Below are 20,209 nucleotides of genomic sequence, written 5' to 3'. Positions count from 1 at the left end.
AAACCACGAAATCTAGCTCATCGTGATGAAATTTAGGGAGATACACATGCGAAAAGTATTGGCGCTAGCGATAGCCACTTGCTTGTTTTCTTTTGGCTTTACCGTTTCGGCTGCTGAGAAAACCTTGAAGCTGGGGGTGATCGCCGAATTGACCGGCGATATGCCCGCCGTAGGCGCTTCTTGTAAGAACGCCGCTGAAATGGCCGTCAAGGAAATCAACGCTGCCGGTGGTGTGCAAGTCGGCAAACAAAAGATGAAAGTGGAACTGGTGATTGAGGATAACGCCGGTAAAGCCGACCAATCCGCCGCTGCCGCGCAAAAACTCATTACCCAGGACGAAGTGCTGGCGATTGTTGGCCCTAACGCCAGCCGCTACGCGATTCCCGCCTCAGAAATCGCCGAAAGCTCTGAGACGGTGCTGATCACCCCGTGGTCAACCAATCCCAAGACGACGCTGGACACAACGACCAACAAGCCAAAGAAATATGTCTTCCGTGCGTGCTTCATCGATCCCTTCCAAGGCGGTGTGCTCGCCAAGTTTGCCTTGGAAAAGCTGAAAGCTAAAAATGCCGCAGTGCTGTACGACGTAGCGTCCGATTACAACAAAGGCATTGCCGAAGTCTTCAAAGCCAGTTATGAGAAGCAGGGCGGCAAGATCGTGGCCTTCGAGACCTATACCACCAACGACAAGGATTTCTCAGCGCAGTTGACCAAGATCAAGGACGCCAAGCCTGATGTGATTTTCCTGCCGAACTATTACAGCGAAGTGCCGCTGCAAGTGCAGCAAGCCAAACGCCTGGGCATCAATGTCCCGTTCATCGGCAGCGATTCCTGGGGTAGTAACGAACTGTTGACGCTGGGTGGGGCTGATCTGAATGGCTATTACTTCAGTACCCACTACGCAGCTGACAACGCCGCACCGGTGGCCAAAAAGTTTATCGAAGACTACGAAAAAACCTATGGCGCCAAGCCGGATGACGTAGCAGCCTTGACCTATGATGCGTTTGGCTTGCTGTTCGGCTCGATCAAGAGCGCGGGCAAGGCCGACCGTGAAGCCATTCGCGCCGCATTATCGACCTTACCCAGCTATAAGGGCGTGACGGGTGATATGAAGTTCCAGGCCGATTCGCGCGATCCGATCAAGAGCGCGGTGGTGTTACAGATCAAGGACGGCAAATTCACCTACTTCACCAACGCCAATCCTTAATCGATTGCGGATGAGGGTGTAAGCCAAGCCAAGGCGGCCCACTGGGCCGCCTTTCTTATTAATCAGTGCTAAGGTGGGTTAGCAACCGTGAGCGAAGGGATCGTTTACTGGCTTCAGCAGCTCCTGAACGCCTTGCAATTGGGCAGTATCTACGGCCTGATTGCCTTGGGTTATACGATGGTCTACGGCATCTTGACCATGATCAATTTCGCCCACGGCGACGTGTTCATGATCGGTGCCTTCTTTTGCTTTCTGGCAGCGGTGTATTTGGGCTTGCCCTTTGCGCCGGTGTTGTTGCTGACCATGATCGGCACCGCGCTGTTAGGGGTGGCAATTGAGCGGCTGGCCTACAAGCCGTTACGCCACGCGCCGCGCGTGTCCGCCATCATCACCGCGCTGGGCGTCGGTATTTTCCTGGAGAATTTCACGCTGGCCCTCGCGCCGTATCCCAAGCATATTCCGGCGCTGTTGGAAAACACCAACTGGAATCTGGGCGGTGTTTCGGTCTCCTCATTGCAGATCATCATTATTTGCCTGTCGTTGGGACTGATGTTCCTGCTCGATTACGTGGTACATCGCACGCCGGTCGGCATGGCGATGCGGGCGATTTCGTGGGACAAAACCTTCGTGCCGCTGATGGGCGTGCCGGTGGATTTGGTGATTTCCGTGACCTTCGCCATTGGCGCGGGCCTGGCGGGCGCGGCGGGCACCATGTATGGCCTGGCCTATCCGGTGATCGATCCCTACATGGGGATTATGGTGGGCTGGAAAGCATTTATCTCGGCCGTCGTTGGCGGTATCGGCAATATTCGCGGCGCGATGATCGGCGCTTTCATTCTCGGTGGCGTGGAAATCTTCGTCGCGGCTTTCTTGCCGTCAACCTATCGGGATTTCGTGGCCTTCGCTTTATTGCTGGTGTTGTTGATCGTCCGGCCTTACGGCATCCTGGGTTCGCCGCGGATACAAAAAGTATGAAAAGCAGCGCATTGATTGAAACCAAGGAGTGGCTGGCGGCCCAACGCTGGTTGTTGCCGATCCTGATCCTGATCGGCTTTGGTCTGGCCTTTGCGATTCCCGAATACGGCTTGTTTAACAAATATGTGCAGTTGGTGATGATGTATGTCGGTATCAACATCATCCTGGCCGCCAGCTTGAATCTGGTCAACGGCTACATGGGCGAGTTTTCGCTGGCCCATGCCGGGTTTATGGCGCTTGGGGCCTATACCTCCGCACTGCTGACCATGAAAGTGTTACCGGTTGCCGAGTATCCGGGGCTATTTCCGCTGGCGGTGTTGGCCGGTGGTTTGGTGGCGGCGCTATTCGGGCTGATTGTGGCGGTGCCCTCGTTCAAGACACGCGGCGATTATCTGGCGTTGATTACCCTGGCTTTTCTGATGATCGTCAAATCGCTGATTGAGAACATTGATGTCATCGGCGGGCCACGGGGTATTCCCGGTATCCGTAAACTGACCACTTTGCCGTGGGTGTTTTTCTGGACTGTGCTGTCGCTGTGGGTGATCCGAAATTTTGTCTATTCCAAATACGGCCGAGGCGTGCTGTCGATCCGCGAGGACGAAATTGCCAGTGAGTTGATGAGCGTCAATACCCGCCGTGTTAAATTTCTCGCCTTCACGTTATCCTCGTTTTTCGCCGGTATCGCCGGCGGTTTATTCGCCCATCTGCTGCAATTCATCAGTCCGCGCGTATTCGACATTATTAAAAGCACGGATGTTTTGATCATGGTGTATCTGGGCGGCATCGCCTCGCTTGGCGGTTCCATTCTTGGGGCCACGGTCTATACCGTCTTACTGGAATTGCTGCGACCTTCGACCGTCGGTGCGCTGTTGTCCTGGCTGCCCGATATGCTATTCGATCCGCTGAATGAGTATTTCATCCGCCATCTGGGCGTCTGGCGCATGGTGATTATGCCGTTGGCGCTGGTATTGGTCATGATTTTCTGGCCGCGCGGCATTATGGGCTTGCGGGAATTTCGCTGGTTTGTCCCCAAGCGCGATCTGGACGCCCACCAACACCAACATCACGCCGAGCGCGAGAATCCACATGACGCTTCTCACCGCCAGTAAGGTCAAGCATTACTTCGGCGGCCTGTGCGCGGTCTCCGAATTCAATCTGGAACTGCAAGCCGGTGAATTGATGGGGATCATCGGCCCAAACGGCGCGGGCAAGACCACGATCTTCAATCTCATCACCGGGGTTTATCGTGCCTCTGAAGGCAGCATCCAGTTCAGGGGTACGGAACTGGTCGGCAAGACCCCGCATCAGATCACCGCATTACGGATCGGGCGAACCTTTCAAAATATCCGTTTATTTCGGGATTTATCGGTTTTGGATAACGTGCGGATCGCGCATTATGCGCAAGGTGAGTACAGCCCGTTAGAAGCGTTATTGCAGATTGGCCGCTATCAACGGGAAGAGCGCCGCATCATCGACAACTCCCGGCGCTTGCTGGCGATTTTCCATCTGGAAGCGATGGCTGCAGAAACCGCCAAGAACCTGCCGTATGGCTTGCAGCGGCGGCTGGAGATCGCACGCGCCTTGGCTATCGGCCCGGAATTGCTGTTGCTGGATGAACCAGCCGCCGGAATGAATCCCAATGAGATTGATCTGCTGATGGAATTCATCCAATGGATTCGGAAAGAATTTCATCTCACTATTTTATTGATCGAGCACCAGATGAAATTGGTGATGGGCATTTGCGAGCGGCTGAAAGTCCTGGATTTTGGCGAAACCATCGCCGATGGCACCCCGGAGCAAATCCAGAATAATCCCAAGGTGCTGGAAGCTTATCTGGGGGAGGGGCCGGTCGGATGAGTGCTGAAACAACAGGTTCTAATCAAACGCTGCTCGATGTGCGTGATCTGGTGGTAAGCTACGATGGTATCAAGGCGCTGCAAGGGGTTTCCTTTGCGGTGGAGCAAGGCAAAATCGTCACGTTGATCGGCGCCAATGGCGCCGGAAAAACCTCGATTCTGCGCGCCGTGTCCGGTTTGGTGAGTTATAACGGCGCCATCCGTTTTGAAGGGCAGGACTTAAAACGGATTCCCGCCCATCGCATCGTGGCTTTAGGGATTGCGCAAGTTCCAGAAGGCCGGGGTATCTTCGGCAATCTGACCGTATTGGAAAATCTGCGGTTGGCGACTTGGCAGCGCACGGATAAGGCCGAAATTGAAACGGATTACGAGCGGGTGTTTCAGACGTTTCCGCGTCTCAAAGAACGGCAACATCAAGCCAGCGGTACCTTATCCGGCGGTGAGCAACAAATGCTGGCTGTGGGTCGGGCGCTGATGAGCCGGGGACGATTGATGCTGCTGGATGAGCCGTCGATGGGTTTGTCACCGCGCTTGGTGCAAGATATCTTTCGGATTATTCAAGACATCAATCAAGCCGGTATCACAATCTTATTGGTGGAGCAAAACGCCAATATGGCCTTGCGCATTGCATCCCGCGCTTATGTGTTGGAGACCGGCTCCATTACATTGTCTGGAACTGGTGCAGAGTTATTGGGCGATCCGCGCATTAAAGAAGCCTATTTAGGAGCTTAATAGTAAACTAATGGCATATTTTGTGTTATTAGAGGTTCGATAAGCTCATATTGAGCTTGAAGGCTAATGGGTTTTATGCTTTTATAGCTTGTGAGGCATAGCCTGTGCTTAAGGAAAACCACACAGTTTGTATCCTTAAAGCGGTCGGGATCCCAGTGGGTACTGCTAATGCTCAATTAGTTTATGATCAAACGGCTATTGCAGAAGAATAAAAATAAGTTTCTTACAGGATTACACGAAATCTCACCAAAGGCTATCGTCATGCGTGATAAAAAAGTTGTTCTTGCCGTTATTGTTTTAACCGCAGGTATTGGTATCAATCTCGTGAATGCTCAAGGCGGAGCAGGCCAAATTACTATTGCCGGCGGCTTTACGCCCGCTCCCTTAATGCTAAAGGCTGGAGAGAAGCTTGTTAGCAAGGCTCCCCAATATAAGCCTCCACAGTTTCTGAATAATGATACCACCACGGGTTTTAAGCTCTTTTGTTCGGGTGCTGGCCCTGAAACGCCTAGCCTTAATGCAGGCACCCGTGATATTCGGCCCTCGGAACTGGAACTGTGCGATAAAAATGGTGTGAAAGGCGTGGTACAACTCCATCTGGGGCGTGATGCGCTGGTAGCCGCTCAAGCTTCAGGTGGTCGGTTGAAAACGATCAGCCGAAAAGATTTTTTTCTGGCCGTTGCCAAGGATGTCCCTGATCCGAAAGACAGCACCAAACTGATTCCAAATCCGCACAAAACTTGGAAGAGCATCAATCCGGATTTGCCCGACAGTAAGATTCAAGTATTGGCGCCAGAGGCGACTGTCGGCCTTTATCAAACTTATATGAATTCCTTGATTATGGTTGGCTGCCGGCAGGTTGAGTCTTTGAAGGCTTTGGAGGCGAGCGATCCAAAAGCCTTTGACGCCGCTTGTAAAACTTTTCGAAAGGACGGCAGCTATACTGAGTTTACCAAAGTTCCTGATGCGATACAGGAGCTAAAAGCCAGTGTAGACACGGTTGGCGTTGTTGCCCTAACGATGGTATTGAAAAATAATTTAACAGCTTTGGTTTTAGATGGCATGGAACCCAATGTTGTTAAAGTTTCTCGCAATGAATATGAGCTTACCTTTTCCATGCAGGTCTTTTTGAAAAGATCCCATATTGGGGTTATTCCTGGCCTGAAGGAATATTTGACTGAATTAACTTCAGAAGAAGCAACCGGGTTAGTGGGCTATTTTTATGACATGGGGGTCATTCCATTGCCGGCGAATGATCGCAAGAAAGTAAGGGCTGAAGTTACAGCGCTGTAAACAGCCCTTGCGGCGGGTCCATACCAAAAGCCATACCCGCTTAACAAACTGAGTTACTCAAAGATAATTCATTAAACTGAGCGGATGTCTTATTCCAGAGCGGTAATCCTCCAGACAGCGCAGTACCATCGGACTGCGCAGTTTCGGCCCCAAGGCGACGATTTCTTCCCAGGTTAACCATAGCGCCCGCTGGATGCCATCATCCAGCGGTTGGCCGGGATGATGCTGCAAAGCGGTACCGGCGAAACAGGTGCGGATGAACGTGTGGCCCTTGGGATGGGTCCAGTAATAGACGCCGACGATGGCGTCCACTTGCACCTCCCAAGCGGTTTCCTCCAGCGTCTCTCGAATGGCTGCGGCCGCCAGCGTTTCATGCTCGTCCAGGTGTCCGGCGGGTTGGTTGTAGACCAGTTCCTCACCGTCGGCATATTCCTCCACCAGCAGGAAACGGCCGTCCCGCTCGATGATGGTGGCGACGGTGAGCCGAGGTAGCCATTGTGAGGATTCCATGCAGTCTCCTAGGGCAGGGGTTTGGATAGCGTAAATGCGCCGCGTAGTTCACCTTCTTTGTAACCGCGTGCTTTATCCTCTGGATACAGCTCTTTCAGTTTAGTTTCCACGTCCGAATCAATCGTTTCACCGTGGCATTTCAGGCAGGGCGAAGCGGTGGGGATCGCTTTCATATAGCGGAACGTTTTCTGCCCTTGATCGTCATCAATGACTGCAAAATATTCCAGCTTCTCGGCGGGTTCGCCCTGTGCGTGACGCGCATCGAATTGTTTCAGTACGGCCAGCTCCCAGTTATCTGGAGCGTTGTTAGCGTTGCGGAGTTTAAGACTGGTTCGGCCCACGATCATATCCGCTTCAGCAGACAGGTCCGTGGCGATTTGACCCGCTTTGTCATGGCAGACCGCGATGCCGTTGACCGGGCCGCCAGTTTCCATCGCTTGGTGCAGTGCCGCCTGCAACGTTTCACTAAATTTCTGTACGATAGCACGGCTGCTGTGGATTTCTTTGGTTGGGATAGCATCGGCTGGGTCAGCAGGTGGTTGTTTCTGGCGGGACAGGGCGACACCGCTGACCAGTATCGCTCCCAGCGCGAGAATTAGAGCATAGCGCACGAGGATTCTCCCATTCGTTCAAGATTAAGGATTTTTTGGCAGTCTAGATAAACTGGTTTCTCTACTGATTTTGCTAAAAATTTAACCGTTCTGACTCAACACCAAAGCAATCGCTCAGTCAATACGCTAAGGCCGCAACCACTCCCCTGAATGCCGGATTGGTAGCCGTAATGACCCAGGTCGGAATCTTTGTGAGATAATCGCTGAATCGGCCTTTGGCCTCAAACCGGCTTCGGAACGGTGAGCGATCAAAGAAATCGCCCAGCTTGGGTACGATACCACCGCCGATATAAACCCCTCCTAAAGCACCCAGTGTCATGGCCAAATTACCCGCCGCCGTACCTAATGCGCCGCAGAATAGTTCCAGCACCTCGACGCAGTGAAGGCAGCTTCCCGCCATGGCCCGATTGGTGATGTCAGCCGGCGTCAGCTTTTCGGCCTGCCAGCCTTGGATTTCGGCCAACGCGGTGTAGACGTTGACCAGTCCTGGTCCAGACAAAAGGCGTTCGGGGGAGACATGGCCAAAGCGCTGCTGCAAGACTTGATAGACAGCCCATTCCCGCTCATCGGTGGCCGAGAAGGTGGCATGACCGCCTTCGGCTTCTAGTGGAATCCAGTGGCTTTTCGACCAGACCAGTCCCGAAACTCCTAAGCCGGTTCCTGCGCCCAGTAAAGCAATAGGGGCTTTATCGACTGCATCCCCACCACCGACCGCTCGGCGTTCGTGTGAATCCAGCAACGGGAGTGCCAACGCCAAGGCGGTGAAATCATTGATAATGACTAAATCTTCCAATGCCAACGCTTGGCGAGCGGCCTCCTGCGAGAAAGACCAGGAACTGTTGGTGAATTGAACCCAATCTCCGGTGACCGGTGTGGCGACCGCGACGGCGGCGCGGCGTGGCCGGGGGTGAGGACTATCACGCAGATAAGCGGTGGCGGCCTGGATCAGATCAGGGTAATCCGCACCGCTCAGAATCCGCTCAGCCTGGATACGCCCGTCGGCGGTTGCCAGTGCAAAACGGGCATTGGTTCCGCCGATATCGGCGATCAAATCGGGAATTTCGGTAGGATTTTGGGTCATTGCGGGAATTCCTGCTGAATGGAAAAGGCGCGGCGTTTCAATGCCTGGCCGTCTTGGCCGAACAATGTTGTAAAATGTTGCATAGCGGCATTAAAATGACCACAATTTCTCGATGTGCCCTTAATTTTACGATGAAAATGATTGGGGGCCTTGCGAAATGATAAACAGGTCTTGAGCACCTATCACGTAAACCCCCAAGAGGATAAAAAATGTCATTTCTAAGCGTTGAACAACTGAAAAAAGATTGGGCCGAGAATCCCCGCTGGAAAGGCATCAAGCGCGGCTATACCGCTGAAGACGTGGTGCGGCTGCGCGGCAATCTGCCGGTTGAATACAGTCTGGCGCAACGGGGCGCTGAGAAGCTGTGGGACCTGGTTAACAATACTCCTTATGTGAACTGCTTGGGTGCGCTGACCGGCGGTCAGGCGATGCAGCAAGCCAAGGCCGGCGTCAAGGCCATTTACCTGTCCGGCTGGCAGGTCGCCGCCGACAACAATAGCTACATGTCGATGTATCCCGACCAATCGCTGTATCCGGTGGACTCCGTGCCGGTGGTGGTCGAGCGCATCAATAATACCTTTAAGCGCGCCGACGAAATTCAGTGCTCTCGCGGTATTGGCCCCGGCCATAAGGATTTCATCGACTACTTCCTGCCCATCGTTGGCGATGCCGAAGCCGGTTTCGGTGGCGTGCTCAACGCCCATGAGCTGATGAAGCGGATGATTCGCGCCGGGGCGGCGGGCGTCCATTTTGAGGATCAACTGGCCTCGGTCAAGAAGTGCGGCCACATGGGCGGTAAGGTGCTGGTGCCCAGCCAGGAAGCGGTGCAGAAATTGATCGCCGCCCGCCTGGCGGCTGACGTGTACGGCGTGCCGACCATTCTGCTGGCCCGTACCGATGCCGAAGCGGCCGACCTGTTGACCAGCGATTGCGACGAGAACGACAAGCCGTTCTGCACCGGCGAGCGTACTGTGGAAGGCTTCTACAAGACCCGCAAGGGCGTGGATCAGGCCATTTCACGCGGTCTGGCCTATGCGCCGTATGCCGATATGGTGTGGTGCGAGACCGGTACCCCCGATCTGAACTTTGCCAAGAAATTTGCCGACGCGATTCGTGACAAGTTCCCCGGCAAGCTGCTGGCCTACAACTGCTCGCCGTCGTTTAACTGGAAGAAGAATCTGGACGATGCCACCATCGCCAAGTTCCAGCGCGAGCTGGGCGCGATGGGCTACAAGTACCAGTTCATCACCCTAGCCGGTATTCACAACATGTGGTACCACATGTTTGATCTGGCGCAGGATTATGTGAAGCGCGGCATGTCGGCCTACGTTGAGAAGGTGCAGGAGCCAGAATTCGCTGCCCGCGACCGTGGCTATACCTTCGTCAGTCACCAGCAGGAAGTCGGCACGGGTTATTTCGACGAGGTGACCACCGTGATTCAGGGCGGTGTGTCGTCCGTCACGGCGCTGACCGGTTCGACCGAGGAAGAGCAATTCCACTAAGCCTGCAATTTCGCCGCCTGCACTGTCGTATCGGCAGGCGGCGTTGAGGTCTACGCGAACCCGGAGAATCCCTCCGGGTTTTTGCCATTGGAAACCGCTAAAATAATTTCTGCCGCTTTTGAACGAACCTCTCTCTAAAGGAGCCGCCGTGAGCCTCAAGTTACCTGCTGGCGTGCAAGTCAACGCCCCGCTGCATCCCCGTTTTGATGAAATTCTGACCCATGACGCACTGAGCCTGGTGGCGAAGTTGCACCGGGCGTTTGAGCCGCGCCGTCAGGAATTGCTGAAGAAGCGCGTTGAACGTCAAGCGCGTATCGATGCCGGTGAAATGCCGGATTTTCTGCCGGAAACCAAAGCCGTCCGCGACGGTGACTGGAAAATCGCGCCGCTGCCGAAAGCTTTGGAGCGTCGTCGCACCGAAATCACCGGCCCGGTCGAAGCGAAAATGATCATCAACGCCTATAACTCCGGCGCTGATTCCTACATGACCGATTTCGAGGATTCCAACAGTCCCAACTGGTTCAACCAGATTCAGGGCCAGGTGAATCTGAAAGACGCCATCCGTCGCAAGCTCAGCTTTGTCAATGAAGTCGGCAAGGAATACAAGCTCAACGACAATATCGCCACCTTGCAGATTCGTCCGCGTGGCTGGCATCTGGACGAAAAGCACGTCTTGGTGGATGGCCAGCGCGTTTCCGGCGGTATCTTCGATTTTGGCCTAGTGTTCTTCCACAACGCCCAGGAGCAAATCGCCCGTGGCGCCGGGCCGTTCTATTATCTGCCGAAGATGGAGAGCCATCTGGAAGCGCGGTTGTGGAACGAGATTTTCTGCATGGCGCAGGATGAACTCGGCATTCCACGCGGCACCATCAAGGCCACCGTGCTGATCGAAACCATTCTCGCCACCTTCGAGATGGAAGAAATCCTCTACGAACTGCGCGAACACAGCGCCGGGCTGAATGCCGGACGCTGGGATTACATCTTTAGCTGCATCAAGAAATTCAAGAAGAACAAGGATTTCTGTCTGGCCAATCGCGGCGCGATTACTATGGAAGTGCCGTTTATGCGCTCTTACGCGCTGCAACTGGTCAAGGTCTGCCACAAGCGCGGCGCCCCCGCGATGGGCGGCATGTCGGCACTGATTCCGATTAAGGATGATCCGGTTGCCAATGAAAAGGCGCTGGCCGGTATCCGCCATGACAAGACCCGCGACGCCAATGACGGTTTCGACGGCGGCTGGGTGGCCCATCCCGGTCTGGTGCCGATTGCTCACGAGGAATTTGTTAAGGTCTTGGGTGACAAGCCGAATCAGTGGCAGAAGCAGCGTACCGAGGTGTTTGCGGGTAAGGATTTCCTCAACTTTCAGCCGGAAACGCCGATTACTGAAGTGGGCTTGCGCAATAACATCAACGTCGGCATCCACTATCTGGGTTCGTGGCTGGCGGGCAATGGGTGCGTGCCGATTCACAATTTGATGGAAGACGCCGCCACGGCGGAAATTTCCCGCTCACAGGTCTGGCAGTGGGTGGTCAGCCCGAAGGGCATACTGGACGATGGTCGCAAAGTCACCGCTGATCTGGTGCGCAGCCTGATCCCCGAAGAACTGGCGAAGGTGAAAAAGACCGTCAGCGCTCAGGGTGAGGACACCGCGACCTACGATCAGGCGGCGGGTATCTTTGAGAAAATGTCGCTGGATCCGAATTATCCAGAGTTTCTGACCCTGCCGTTGTATGAAGCGATGGATTAATCGGGAGGGCTTTGTTTTATAAATAAAAACGGCGTGTTTAGCGCCGTTTTTATTTTGGCTTACAATGAGCTACATGAACGCCACCGCAACGGACCAGATCAATTTATCGGCCAGTGAAACCGCAGAGTCGGAGCTTGAGGCGCGTGTTTTTGCCGAGCGGATCGCTGCGCTTTATCGGCTTACCCCGTTCAATTTGGTGGCGGCTACCGTTTTTTCGACCATCATGGTCGGCGTGTTAATTGAGGGTGGCAATTGGCAAGCCCTTTTGTTGTGGTGGATAGCCACCAATAGCGTAGTGATCTGGCGTTACCAATTAATCCGCGCTTATCGTAGGGCCGATGATGCCCTGACCCACGCCAAACAATGGGAGCGTCGTTTTGTCCTGCGAACCGCACTCGCAGGGTTGCTGTGGGGGCTTTTAGGGAGTGTTTTTTATCCCCCACCAGGTAACCCCAACCAAACCGTTGCTCTCATGGCAATTACTGGAATTGCGGCGGTTAGCGTTTTTTCGATGTCGGGATCGGCAAAATCGTATACCGCTATGGTGATACCGATGTTGGTGCCTGCCGCGATCTATCTGATTCTGTTTGGAGGTCGTAGCGAGCAGATCATAGGAATTGGTGGCTTTCTGGTGATGTTCATCCCACTGGCTTTAGTCAGCGTCCGGCGTTTGGAGCGAAACGCCGTCGAAGTCTTGCGCCTGCGATTTCAATTGGTGGATGCGCTTGAGAAGGCTAAACAGGCTAAGGAAGCCGCTGAGGCCGCCAATTCCGCCAAGAGCCAATTTCTGGCCAATATGAGCCATGAAATTCGCACCCCTCTCAATGCACCCGATTACCCACATCTTTTTTGTCTTTATACTCAATATGTTACGCGGAATTTAGTATTGCTTTGAGTTTATATTTTATAAATCAACATATTACCGGCCATCATCGGATTGATGTTGAAGCGATTCCATGTGCCCCAGAGCAGATCAAGACATTGAAAACCAGTAAACCCTTTAGGAACGCCAGCACGAGCGTGGATTCTTAGCGGCTGACAGTCATATCAGATCATCATAACCGATTGATTGTAAAATATAAAAAGATGTGGGTAATCGGGTGCCTCTCAATGGGGTATTGGGCATGACGCAGTTGTTGATGAATCTACCGTTCGACCAGCAGCACCAACATTTTTTAGCGACGCTGAAGCATTCCGGTGAGCATTTGCTGGCCCTGGTCAATCAAATCCTGGATTTTTCTCGGATTGAGGCTGGCCGCCTGCAACTGTCGCCTGAAGATTTCTCCTTACGCAAAACCATTAACGATATCGTTGATTTACTCGGTGGTCGCGCTAAGGAAAAGCATTTGGATCTGCTGGTATCGATTGATCCGAATGCACCAGATCGCCTGCATAGCGACGTGGGCCGCTTGCGGCAGGTTTTAGTCAATTTAGTGGGCAATGCGCTGAAATTTACCGAGCATGGCCAGATCAAGGTGGTGGTGAGATATCTTGAAACTGATGCAGATGGGTCTTTAATTATACAGTTTCAAGTGCACGATACCGGAATCGGCATTCCGAAGGAAAAACAGTCGATTATTTTCGAGTCCTTCTCTCAGGCCGATGATTCCCACACCCGCCGTTATGGTGGTTCTGGACTGGGATTGGCGATCAGCCAGCAGTTAGTGAGGCTGTTGGGAGGCAAGCTGGAGTTACAGAGTGAACTGGGGGTTGGCTCTTGTTTTAGTTTTAGTGGCCGGTTTTTCCTAGCAAAAGAAGAACAGACGGTAACGTCTGTTCGGTCTAAACCGGTGGTCGAAGCTTGTTGGAGCGGTGTTGCGCTACTGGTAGATGACAATCCAGTGAATGTTTTGGTGGCAGAAAATTTTCTCAACTATTGCGGCCTTACGGTCGAAACTGCGCAAAATGGAGTGATAGCTGTGCAGATGGCGCATGCACATAGATATGATCTGGTTTTGATGGACTGTCAGATGCCGGATGTGGATGGTTATGAAGCAACTCGCCGGATTCGCGCCTTGGAATTGGTTGAAGGTCGGGAGCGGATGCCGATTATCGCCTTGACGGCCAGCGCACTACCGGGTGATCGCGAACGCTGTTTGGCCGCTGGAATGGATGACTATCTAAAAAAACCTTTTTTCCTGGAAGATCTTAAGCAAACAATCTCACATTGGCTGTCGCCGGTCGCGTAAGCGCTAACGGCAGCAACGCTACAAGCACGTTTAGCGATGGATCGCTCTTTGGCAATCTTACCAACTGCATATTATCCAATGACTCATCGATAACAACCTGATGAGAGCGTGGAAAGAGAGGGCTAGGTTAGCCACCTCTTCTATGGAATAATCGCCAAAACAACCGGTTCTGCCCGGTTAACCGCTTATCTCACCCGGAGGGGAACAAGCAGGATGGATGACAACAAGAAAAAAGCCCTGGCCGGGGCACTGGTGCAGATCGAACGGCAATTCGGCAAAGGAGCGGTGATGCGGCTAGGGGATACCAGCGTAGCGCGGGATATCACCACAGTCTCCACCGGTTCCTTGGGGCTGGACATCGCGCTGGGAATCGGTGGGTTGCCGCGTGGGCGGGTGACCGAAATCTATGGCCCTGAATCTTCAGGGAAAACCACGCTCGCCTTACAGGTCATCGCCGAGACGCAGCGCCAAGGAGGCTGCGCGGCGTTTATCGATGCCGAACATGCGCTCGATCCCATTTATGCCGCTAAGCTAGGGGTCAATGTCGATGACCTTTTGGTCTCTCAACCCGATACCGGAGAGCAAGCGCTGGAGATCGCCGATATGTTGGTGCGATCTAGCGCGGTCGATACCGTGGTGGTTGACTCGGTGGCGGCGCTGACCCCTAAAGCCGAAATCGAAGGGGATATGGGCGATTCACACGTCGGGTTGCACGCCCGGCTGATGAGTCAGGCGCTACGCAAGCTCACGGCCAACATCAAACGCTCCAATACCCTCGTCATCTTCATCAATCAGATCCGAATGAAGATCGGCGTCATGTTCGGCTCGCCGGAAACGACCACCGGCGGTAACGCGCTCAAGTTTTACGCCTCTGTGCGGCTGGATATCCGGCGAATCGGCTCGATCAAAAAAGGCGATGATGTGATCGGCAGCGAAACGCGGGTCAAAGTGGTCAAAAACAAGGTTGCCCCACCGTTTAAGCAAGCCGAGTTCGAGATTCTCTATGGCGAGGGCACTTCACGGCTGGGCGAGATCATCGATCTGGGGGTTAAGCTTGCCTTGATTGACAAGTCCGGCGCTTGGTATAGCTGTAATGGAGTACGCATCGGTCAAGGCAAGGAGAATGCCCGCTCATATCTCAAGGAAAATCCCGAATTGGCACGCGAGCTGGAGGAGAAAATCCGTACCCATTTCCTGTCCCGCCCCGAGGCAGTCCCCGCCGTTGATGCCAATGGTCCTATCGAGGATGAAGCCAGCCTTTCCGGTAGTGATGAACTGGACACGGACGCCTGAGCAAACCTCGGCGGAGCCGGCCGTTATCCGCGCCAAAGCGCTGGAGTTGTTGGCGCGACGTGAGCATTCTCGCCTGGAATTGCGCCAAAAACTGCTCCAGCGTGGTTTCCCGGCCGAGCCGATTGGCCTTGTGCTGGAGCAGTTAGCGGCGGAACGCTTGCTGGATGAAGGTCGCTATGCGGAGTTATACGCCTGTTCGCGCGCGGATAAGGGGTATGGGCCGCTGCGGATCGCGCGTGAACTGCGTGAGCGCGGAGTACCTGAAGAGATAGTGACCGCAACGCTGGCGATGTTGGAGGACAGTTGGCCCGCTAAGCTGCGCGACTTGCATCACAAACGCTTCAAATCTCACTACCCCGCCGATGTCGCTGGACGAATGCAGCAAACTCGCGTATTGCGCCAGCATGGGTTTACCCTGGATCAAATCAAGCAGTTGTTTGCAACGGACTAAATTTTTCTTATCGCCATCAAGAAACCTGACCATGACCAGCAGCGCCGAACTTCGTAAGCTCTTTTTGGATTACTTCCGTGATCGTGGCCATGAAGTGGTCGCCAGCAGCCCGTTGGTGCCGATCAACGACAGTACGCTGCTGTTCACCAACGCGGGCATGGTGCAATTCAAGGATGTGTTTACTGGCCGTGATCGCCGTCCCTATCACCGTGCGGCCACCGCGCAGCGCTGTGTGCGGGCCGGCGGTAAGCACAATGATCTGGAAAATGTCGGTTATACCGCCCGCCATCACACCTTTTTCGAGATGCTGGGTAATTTCAGCTTCGGCGACTATTTCAAGCGCGATGCCATCCATTTTGCCTGGGAGTTTCTAACCGGTGTTCTGAAACTACCGGCAGATAAGCTGTGGGTGACGGTCTATGAGACTGACGATGAGGCTTATCAGGTCTGGGCTGATGAGGTGAAAGTACCCGCCGAACGGATCGCCCGCATCGGCGACAAGCCCGGTGGCAAACGCTACGAAAGCGATAATTTCTGGGCGATGGGCGACACCGGCCCCTGCGGCCCCTGTTCCGAGATCTTCTATGACCATGGTCCAGACATCGCCGGGGGTCCGCCCGGTACGCCGGATGCCGACGGAGATCGTTACATCGAAATCTGGAATCTGGTGTTCATGCAGTTTGACCGCAGCGCTGATGGTGTGCTGACGCCACTGCCGAAACCCTCAGTCGATACCGGCATGGGGCTGGAGCGGTTGGCGGCGGTCATGCAGGGCGTCCATAGCAATTACGAGATCGATCTTTTCCAAAACCTGATCAAAGCCGCTGCCGATGTGACTGGCGCGGCTGATTTGCAGTCCAGTTCGCTGCGGGTCATTGCCGATCATATCCGGGCCACGGCTTTTCTTATCACCGACGGCGTACTGCCGTCTAACGAAGGGCGCGGCTACGTGCTGCGCCGGATCATGCGCCGTGCGATCCGCCACGGTTATAAACTTGGTGTTGAAGGCAGTTTTTTCTACAAGCTGGTCGCGCCGCTGGCGGCGGAAATGGGTGCCGCCTATCCTGAACTGCTCAGTGCGCAGGCTCAGGTTACCCGCGTCATCCATCAGGAAGAAGAACGTTTTGCTGAAACCCTGAATCACGGGATGCGCTTATTGGAGGAGGGCATTGCCGGGTTGTCTAGCGCGGTTATTCCGGGTGAGACGATATTCAAGCTGTACGATACTTATGGTTTCCCAGTCGATCTAACCGCCGATATTGCCCGTGAGCGTGGCTTGCAGGTAGATAGCGCAGGGTTCGAGCGCGAGATGGAAGCACAGCGGGAACGGGCGCGGGCGGCGAGTCGCTTCGGTATCTTAGATGACGCCAAAGTCCAGGTAACGGGTACGGTTGGCACCATGTTTCACGGCTATGACCGGCTGGAGGAAAACGCCACCGTCGTCGCTCTGTTCCATGCGCAACAACCGGTTGAGGCGCTTAATGCCGGTGATGAGGGCCTGGTGGTTTTAAATCAGACGCCGTTTTATGCAGAATCCGGTGGTCAGGTCGGTGATACCGGCTGGTTGCGCGCGAGCGATGCGGAGTTCGAGGTCCACGATACCCAGAAACAGGGTGAAGGTGTTTTCACCCATATCGGTGTTTTGCGGCAGGGCCGATTGCGGCGTGGTGATACTGTATTGGCGCAAGTCGATGGTGCCAAACGCCAAGCCACTGCCTTGCATCACTCCGCTACCCATCTGTTGCACGCCGCCTTACGCCGGATTCTGGGAACGCACGTCACGCAGAAAGGCTCGCTGGTTGATTCGCAGCGGTTGCGCTTCGATTTCTCTCATTTCGAGCCGATTAGCCCTGAGCAACTGGAGACCATTGAACGGCTGGTCAATGCGCAGATCCGGGATAATGCCGCTGTTGAAACCACCATTATGGCACCCGATGAGGCGATTGCTGCTGGCGCGATGGCTCTGTTCGGTGAGAAGTATGGTGATAAAGTTCGGGTGCTGCGAATGGGTGAATTTTCGACCGAGTTATGCGGTGGGACTCACGTTCGCCGCGCGGGCGATATCGGCTTACTCAAAATCGTGTCGGAAAGCGGCATCGCCGCCGGCGTGCGACGGATTGAAGCGGTGACCGGTGAGCGTGCCTTGGATCATATCGGTGCCTTACAACATCGTGCTCGCCAAGTCGCTCACTTGGTGAAGGGGGATCGCGATAATTTTCCCGACAAGGTTCAGCATCTGGTCGATAGAACCCGCCAGTTGGAAAAGGAAGTCGAGCAGTTGAAAAGTCGCTTAGCCAGCGGCCAAGGTTCCGACTTGCTGAGTCAGGCAGTTGAGGTCAACGGCGTCAAGGTGTTGGCCGCTCACCTGGAGGGTGTTGATGCCAAGACCTTGCGGGAAGCGGTAGATCGTTGCAAGGATCAACTCAAGGCGGCAGCGGTGGTATTGGCTACCGTCGAAGAGGGTAAGGTACGCTTGGTCGCCGGGGTGACGCCTGCGGAAACCCAGCGGATCAAGGCCGGCGAGTTGGTCAATTTCGTGGCTCAACAGGTTGGTGGCAAAGGGGGAGGGCGTCCGGATTTGGCTCAAGCCGGCGGTACTGACCCCGGCAAGCTGGATGAGGCCCTCCGCGCCGTCCCGCAGTGGATTCGTAGCCAATTGTAATGGCGGGTTTTCTCTTTTTCGGCAAACCGTCGAGCACTACCGATTGAGTTGTCCAGAAGCCGGCGTTGCCGCAATGCGACACGGATATTTTTGGGAGATCGCCGATCTTTCGTTATACTTGCACGTCCGCTGACCCCGAAGGCTATGATGGGGTAGATTCGATTTAGATTGGAGTCGGTAAGGGCGTCATGTCACTGATTGTACAAAAATATGGTGGTACCTCAGTCGGGACTGTTGAGCGTATCGAAAAAGTTTCAGAAAAGCTTATTGGCTGGCGCGAGCGCGGCCATAAGATTGTCGTAGTTGTCTCAGCCATGAGTGGTGAGACGGATCGTCTACTCAACTTGGCTAAAGCGATTAGTCCACGTCCAGATCCCCGCGAGTTGGATGTACTGCTGGCCACTGGTGAGCAAGTCACCATCGGGCTATTGTGTATCGCTTTGGAAAAACGCGGTTGTCCAGCACGTTCCTACACCGGTGGCCAAGCCCGGATTCTGACCGATAGTGCCTTCAATAAGGCTCGCATCCAAGACATCCAAGCCGATGCCATACGTGCCGATCTGGATGCTGGGCGGGTTGTGGTCGTCGCCGGATTTCAGGGTGTGGATGAGAGCGGTAATATCACCACGCTGGGACGGGGCGGCTCGGATACCACCGGTGTCGCGTTGGCCGCCGCGCTCAAGGCGGATGAATGCCAGATCTACACGGATGTCGATGGGGTATATACCACTGATCCCCGGATCGTGCCTACCGCACGTCGTCTCGACCGCATCACCTTTGAGGAGATGCTGGAGATGGCCAGCCTGGGTTCCAAAGTCTTGCAAATCCGCTCTGTGGAATTTGCGGGCAAACATAATGTCCCATTACGTGTGCTATCGACCTTTCAGGAAGGTCCGGGCACGCTGATTACCTTCGAGGAAGTGCTAGAGGCCGAATCTATGGAGAAAGTGCTGATTTCCGGCATCGCGTTCAACCGTGACGAAGCCAAGGTCACTGTCCTCGGTGTGCCCGACCGGCCAGGGATCGCGTTTAGCATCTTGGGGCCGGTATCGGATGCTAATATTGAAGTCGATATGATCGTGCAGAATGTCGGCCGTGATAGCACCGCTGATTTTACCTTTACCGTGCATCGCAATGATTACGAGCGCACCCTAGAGATTCTGCGCGAACAAACTGTACGCTTGGGTGCGCGCGAGGTATCCGGCGACAATAAGATTGCTAAGCTTTCTCTTGTCGGTATCGGTATGCGCTCGCACGCTGGCGTTGCCAGCCGCATGTTTCAAGCTCTAGCTAAGGAAGGGATCAATATTCGTATGATCACGACGTCTGAGATTAAGATTTCGGTTGTCGTCGATGAGAAATACTTAGAGCTTGGTGTTCGTGCTTTGCACGAGGTTTTTGAACTGGACCAAGTTTCCTGAGCGCTTCGGATTTGCATCGGTTAAAGCAGCCGACGCGATTTTCGATTAACTCAATAACAAGCGCGGGAAATGAACAACCGCGATATGACCTGATGCTTTTGATGGAGAACACGGAGTAGCTTGCTATGTTGATTCTGACGCGCAGAGTTGGAGAAACGTTGATGATCGGTGATGAGGTAACCGTCACCGTGCTCGGCGTAAAGGGCAATCAGGTCCGCATTGGAGTCAATGCGCCTAAAGATATTGCGGTGCATCGCGAGGAAATCTACGAACGGATCAAACGCGAGCAAGACCATGCGGCCGCAGGTAACAACCCCCAACCCGAAACTTGACGACTGAGGCTTTACCTCAGCGACTTGAGGCGTTATCCTTGATAAGTTAAATGGCTTAACGGTACTGTTACCGTCTAGCGTTCACCGGAGAGATGGCCGAGCGGCTGAAGGCGCTCCCCTGCTAAGGGAGTATGGGGGCATAAAACTCCATCGAGGGTTCGAATCCCTCTCTCTCCGCCACTTATCGCGAAGATGTGCGGAATTGACAATACCTGGCCCAGTTTGCATAATCCGCCTCCCACAACAATGCGCCCGTAGCTCAGTTGGATAGAGTACCTGGCTACGAACTAGGGGGTCGGGAGTTCGAATCTCTCCGGGCGCGCCAATCAATCAGCCCAGGAATTTAT

Annotated in this window: 18 protein-coding genes and 2 tRNA genes; 17 read left to right on the top strand and 3 right to left on the bottom strand. The window is 54.2% G+C overall.

Annotated elements, in window-relative coordinates; all coding sequences use genetic code 11:
• The first annotated feature begins 46 nt into the window (after positions 1-46).
• From BN873_RS09045 to BN873_RS09020, 6 genes are all read left to right on the top strand, one after another.
• Positions 47-1,207: an ABC transporter substrate-binding protein gene (locus BN873_RS09045; protein ID WP_048673076.1), complete on the top strand. Its 1,161-nt coding sequence runs from the start codon at positions 47-49 to the stop codon at positions 1,205-1,207.
• 87 nt (positions 1,208-1,294) lie between these two features.
• Positions 1,295-2,182, top strand: a complete 888-nt coding sequence (locus tag BN873_RS09040) for a branched-chain amino acid ABC transporter permease (RefSeq protein WP_102047019.1) — start codon at positions 1,295-1,297, stop codon at positions 2,180-2,182.
• Entirely contained in the window at positions 2,179-3,291 is a 1,113-nt protein-coding gene (locus BN873_RS09035; protein WP_053085283.1) for a branched-chain amino acid ABC transporter permease, read from the top strand. Before BN873_RS09040 ends, BN873_RS09035 begins: the two co-directional genes overlap by 4 nt.
• Entirely contained in the window at positions 3,269-4,039 is a 771-nt protein-coding gene (locus BN873_RS09030) for an ABC transporter ATP-binding protein (RefSeq protein ID WP_048673074.1), read from the top strand. The genes BN873_RS09035 and BN873_RS09030 overlap by 23 nt, the downstream gene beginning before the upstream one ends.
• Positions 4,036-4,770, top strand: a complete 735-nt coding sequence (locus BN873_RS09025; protein WP_048673072.1) for an ABC transporter ATP-binding protein — start codon at positions 4,036-4,038, stop codon at positions 4,768-4,770. The genes BN873_RS09030 and BN873_RS09025 overlap by 4 nt, the downstream gene beginning before the upstream one ends.
• A gap of 183 nt (positions 4,771-4,953) precedes the next feature.
• A complete protein-coding gene (locus BN873_RS09020; protein WP_048673070.1) occupies positions 4,954-6,063 on the top strand; it encodes a PstS family phosphate ABC transporter substrate-binding protein in 1,110 nt (369 codons plus the stop codon).
• Positions 6,064-6,120: 57 nt separating this feature from the next.
• Here BN873_RS09020 and BN873_RS09015 read toward each other — a convergent pair whose 3' ends face one another.
• From BN873_RS09015 to BN873_RS09005, 3 genes are all read right to left on the bottom strand, one after another.
• Positions 6,121-6,573, bottom strand: a complete 453-nt coding sequence (locus BN873_RS09015; protein WP_048673068.1) for an NUDIX hydrolase — start codon at positions 6,571-6,573, stop codon at positions 6,121-6,123.
• Positions 6,574-6,581: 8 nt separating this feature from the next.
• Positions 6,582-7,184, bottom strand: coding sequence for a Tll0287-like domain-containing protein (locus BN873_RS09010; protein WP_242434402.1), 603 nt, complete (start codon positions 7,182-7,184; stop codon positions 6,582-6,584).
• Between the two features lie 118 nt (positions 7,185-7,302).
• Complete coding sequence (locus tag BN873_RS09005) at positions 7,303-8,265, bottom strand: glucokinase (RefSeq protein ID WP_048673066.1); 963 nt, start codon at positions 8,263-8,265, stop codon at positions 7,303-7,305.
• A 209-nt stretch (positions 8,266-8,474) separates the two neighbouring features.
• On the opposite strand from BN873_RS09005, the gene aceA reads away from it, so the two are divergent.
• From aceA to BN873_RS08950, 11 genes are all read left to right on the top strand, one after another.
• Entirely contained in the window at positions 8,475-9,767 is a 1,293-nt protein-coding gene (aceA, locus tag BN873_RS09000; protein WP_048673064.1) for an isocitrate lyase, read from the top strand.
• 148 nt (positions 9,768-9,915) lie between these two features.
• Positions 9,916-11,514 (top strand): malate synthase A, encoded by a 1,599-nt coding sequence (gene aceB, locus BN873_RS08995; protein ID WP_048673061.1) that lies wholly within the window; start codon positions 9,916-9,918, stop codon positions 11,512-11,514.
• Positions 11,515-11,587: 73 nt separating this feature from the next.
• Positions 11,588-12,409: a histidine kinase dimerization/phospho-acceptor domain-containing protein gene (locus tag BN873_RS08990; RefSeq protein WP_048673060.1), complete on the top strand. Its 822-nt coding sequence runs from the start codon at positions 11,588-11,590 to the stop codon at positions 12,407-12,409.
• 193 nt (positions 12,410-12,602) lie between these two features.
• Positions 12,603-13,703: a response regulator gene (locus tag BN873_RS08985; protein ID WP_320411707.1), complete on the top strand. Its 1,101-nt coding sequence runs from the start codon at positions 12,603-12,605 to the stop codon at positions 13,701-13,703.
• Positions 13,704-13,916: 213 nt separating this feature from the next.
• On the top strand, positions 13,917-14,996 hold the full coding sequence (gene recA / locus BN873_RS08980; RefSeq protein WP_048673056.1) for a recombinase RecA: 1,080 nt from the start codon (positions 13,917-13,919) through the stop codon (positions 14,994-14,996).
• The gene (locus BN873_RS08975; protein WP_048673054.1) at positions 14,974-15,447 is read left to right on the top strand and encodes a regulatory protein RecX; all 474 of its coding nucleotides are present in this window, start codon (positions 14,974-14,976) and stop codon (positions 15,445-15,447) included. Before recA ends, BN873_RS08975 begins: the two co-directional genes overlap by 23 nt.
• 31 nt (positions 15,448-15,478) lie before the next feature.
• Complete coding sequence (alaS, locus tag BN873_RS08970; RefSeq protein ID WP_048673051.1) at positions 15,479-18,109, top strand: alanine--tRNA ligase; 2,631 nt, start codon at positions 15,479-15,481, stop codon at positions 18,107-18,109.
• 188 nt (positions 18,110-18,297) lie between these two features.
• Entirely contained in the window at positions 18,298-19,530 is a 1,233-nt protein-coding gene (locus BN873_RS08965) for an aspartate kinase (protein WP_048673049.1), read from the top strand.
• 125 nt (positions 19,531-19,655) lie between these two features.
• Positions 19,656-19,862 (top strand): carbon storage regulator CsrA, encoded by a 207-nt coding sequence (gene csrA, locus BN873_RS08960; protein ID WP_048673046.1) that lies wholly within the window; start codon positions 19,656-19,658, stop codon positions 19,860-19,862.
• A gap of 86 nt (positions 19,863-19,948) precedes the next feature.
• Positions 19,949-20,042, top strand: a tRNA-Ser gene (locus tag BN873_RS08955).
• A gap of 68 nt (positions 20,043-20,110) precedes the next feature.
• Positions 20,111-20,187, top strand: a tRNA-Arg gene (locus BN873_RS08950).
• Positions 20,188-20,209: the final 22 nt, after the last annotated feature.

This window comes from Candidatus Competibacter denitrificans Run_A_D11 (assembly GCF_001051235.1).
Taxonomy (GTDB): Bacteria; Pseudomonadota; Gammaproteobacteria; order Competibacterales; family Competibacteraceae; genus Competibacter_A; species Competibacter_A denitrificans.
Note: the sequence above shows the minus strand (reverse complement) of the source record. Positions and strands in the feature narration are given on the sequence as shown.

Excerpts from the sequence above, each read along its gene's own strand:
- recA (WP_048673056.1), top strand. The coding sequence starts at position 13,917 with ATGGATGACAACAAGAAAAAAGCCCTGGCCGGGGCACTGGTGCAGATC.
- BN873_RS08965 (WP_048673049.1), top strand. The coding sequence starts at position 18,298 with ATGTCACTGATTGTACAAAAATATGGTGGTACCTCAGTCGGGACTGTT.
- aceA (WP_048673064.1), top strand. The coding sequence starts at position 8,475 with ATGTCATTTCTAAGCGTTGAACAACTGAAAAAAGATTGGGCCGAGAAT.
- BN873_RS09025 (WP_048673072.1), top strand. The coding sequence starts at position 4,036 with ATGAGTGCTGAAACAACAGGTTCTAATCAAACGCTGCTCGATGTGCGT.
- BN873_RS09005 (WP_048673066.1), bottom strand. The coding sequence starts at position 8,265 with ATGACCCAAAATCCTACCGAAATTCCCGATTTGATCGCCGATATCGGC.
- alaS (WP_048673051.1), top strand. The coding sequence starts at position 15,479 with ATGACCAGCAGCGCCGAACTTCGTAAGCTCTTTTTGGATTACTTCCGT.
- BN873_RS08990 (WP_048673060.1), top strand. The coding sequence starts at position 11,588 with ATGAACGCCACCGCAACGGACCAGATCAATTTATCGGCCAGTGAAACC.
- BN873_RS09020 (WP_048673070.1), top strand. The coding sequence starts at position 4,954 with ATGATCAAACGGCTATTGCAGAAGAATAAAAATAAGTTTCTTACAGGA.
- BN873_RS09045 (WP_048673076.1), top strand. The coding sequence starts at position 47 with ATGCGAAAAGTATTGGCGCTAGCGATAGCCACTTGCTTGTTTTCTTTT.
- BN873_RS09035 (WP_053085283.1), top strand. The coding sequence starts at position 2,179 with ATGAAAAGCAGCGCATTGATTGAAACCAAGGAGTGGCTGGCGGCCCAA.
- csrA (WP_048673046.1), top strand. The coding sequence starts at position 19,656 with ATGTTGATTCTGACGCGCAGAGTTGGAGAAACGTTGATGATCGGTGAT.
- BN873_RS08975 (WP_048673054.1), top strand. The coding sequence starts at position 14,974 with ATGAACTGGACACGGACGCCTGAGCAAACCTCGGCGGAGCCGGCCGTT.
- BN873_RS09015 (WP_048673068.1), bottom strand. The coding sequence starts at position 6,573 with ATGGAATCCTCACAATGGCTACCTCGGCTCACCGTCGCCACCATCATC.
- BN873_RS09030 (WP_048673074.1), top strand. The coding sequence starts at position 3,269 with ATGACGCTTCTCACCGCCAGTAAGGTCAAGCATTACTTCGGCGGCCTG.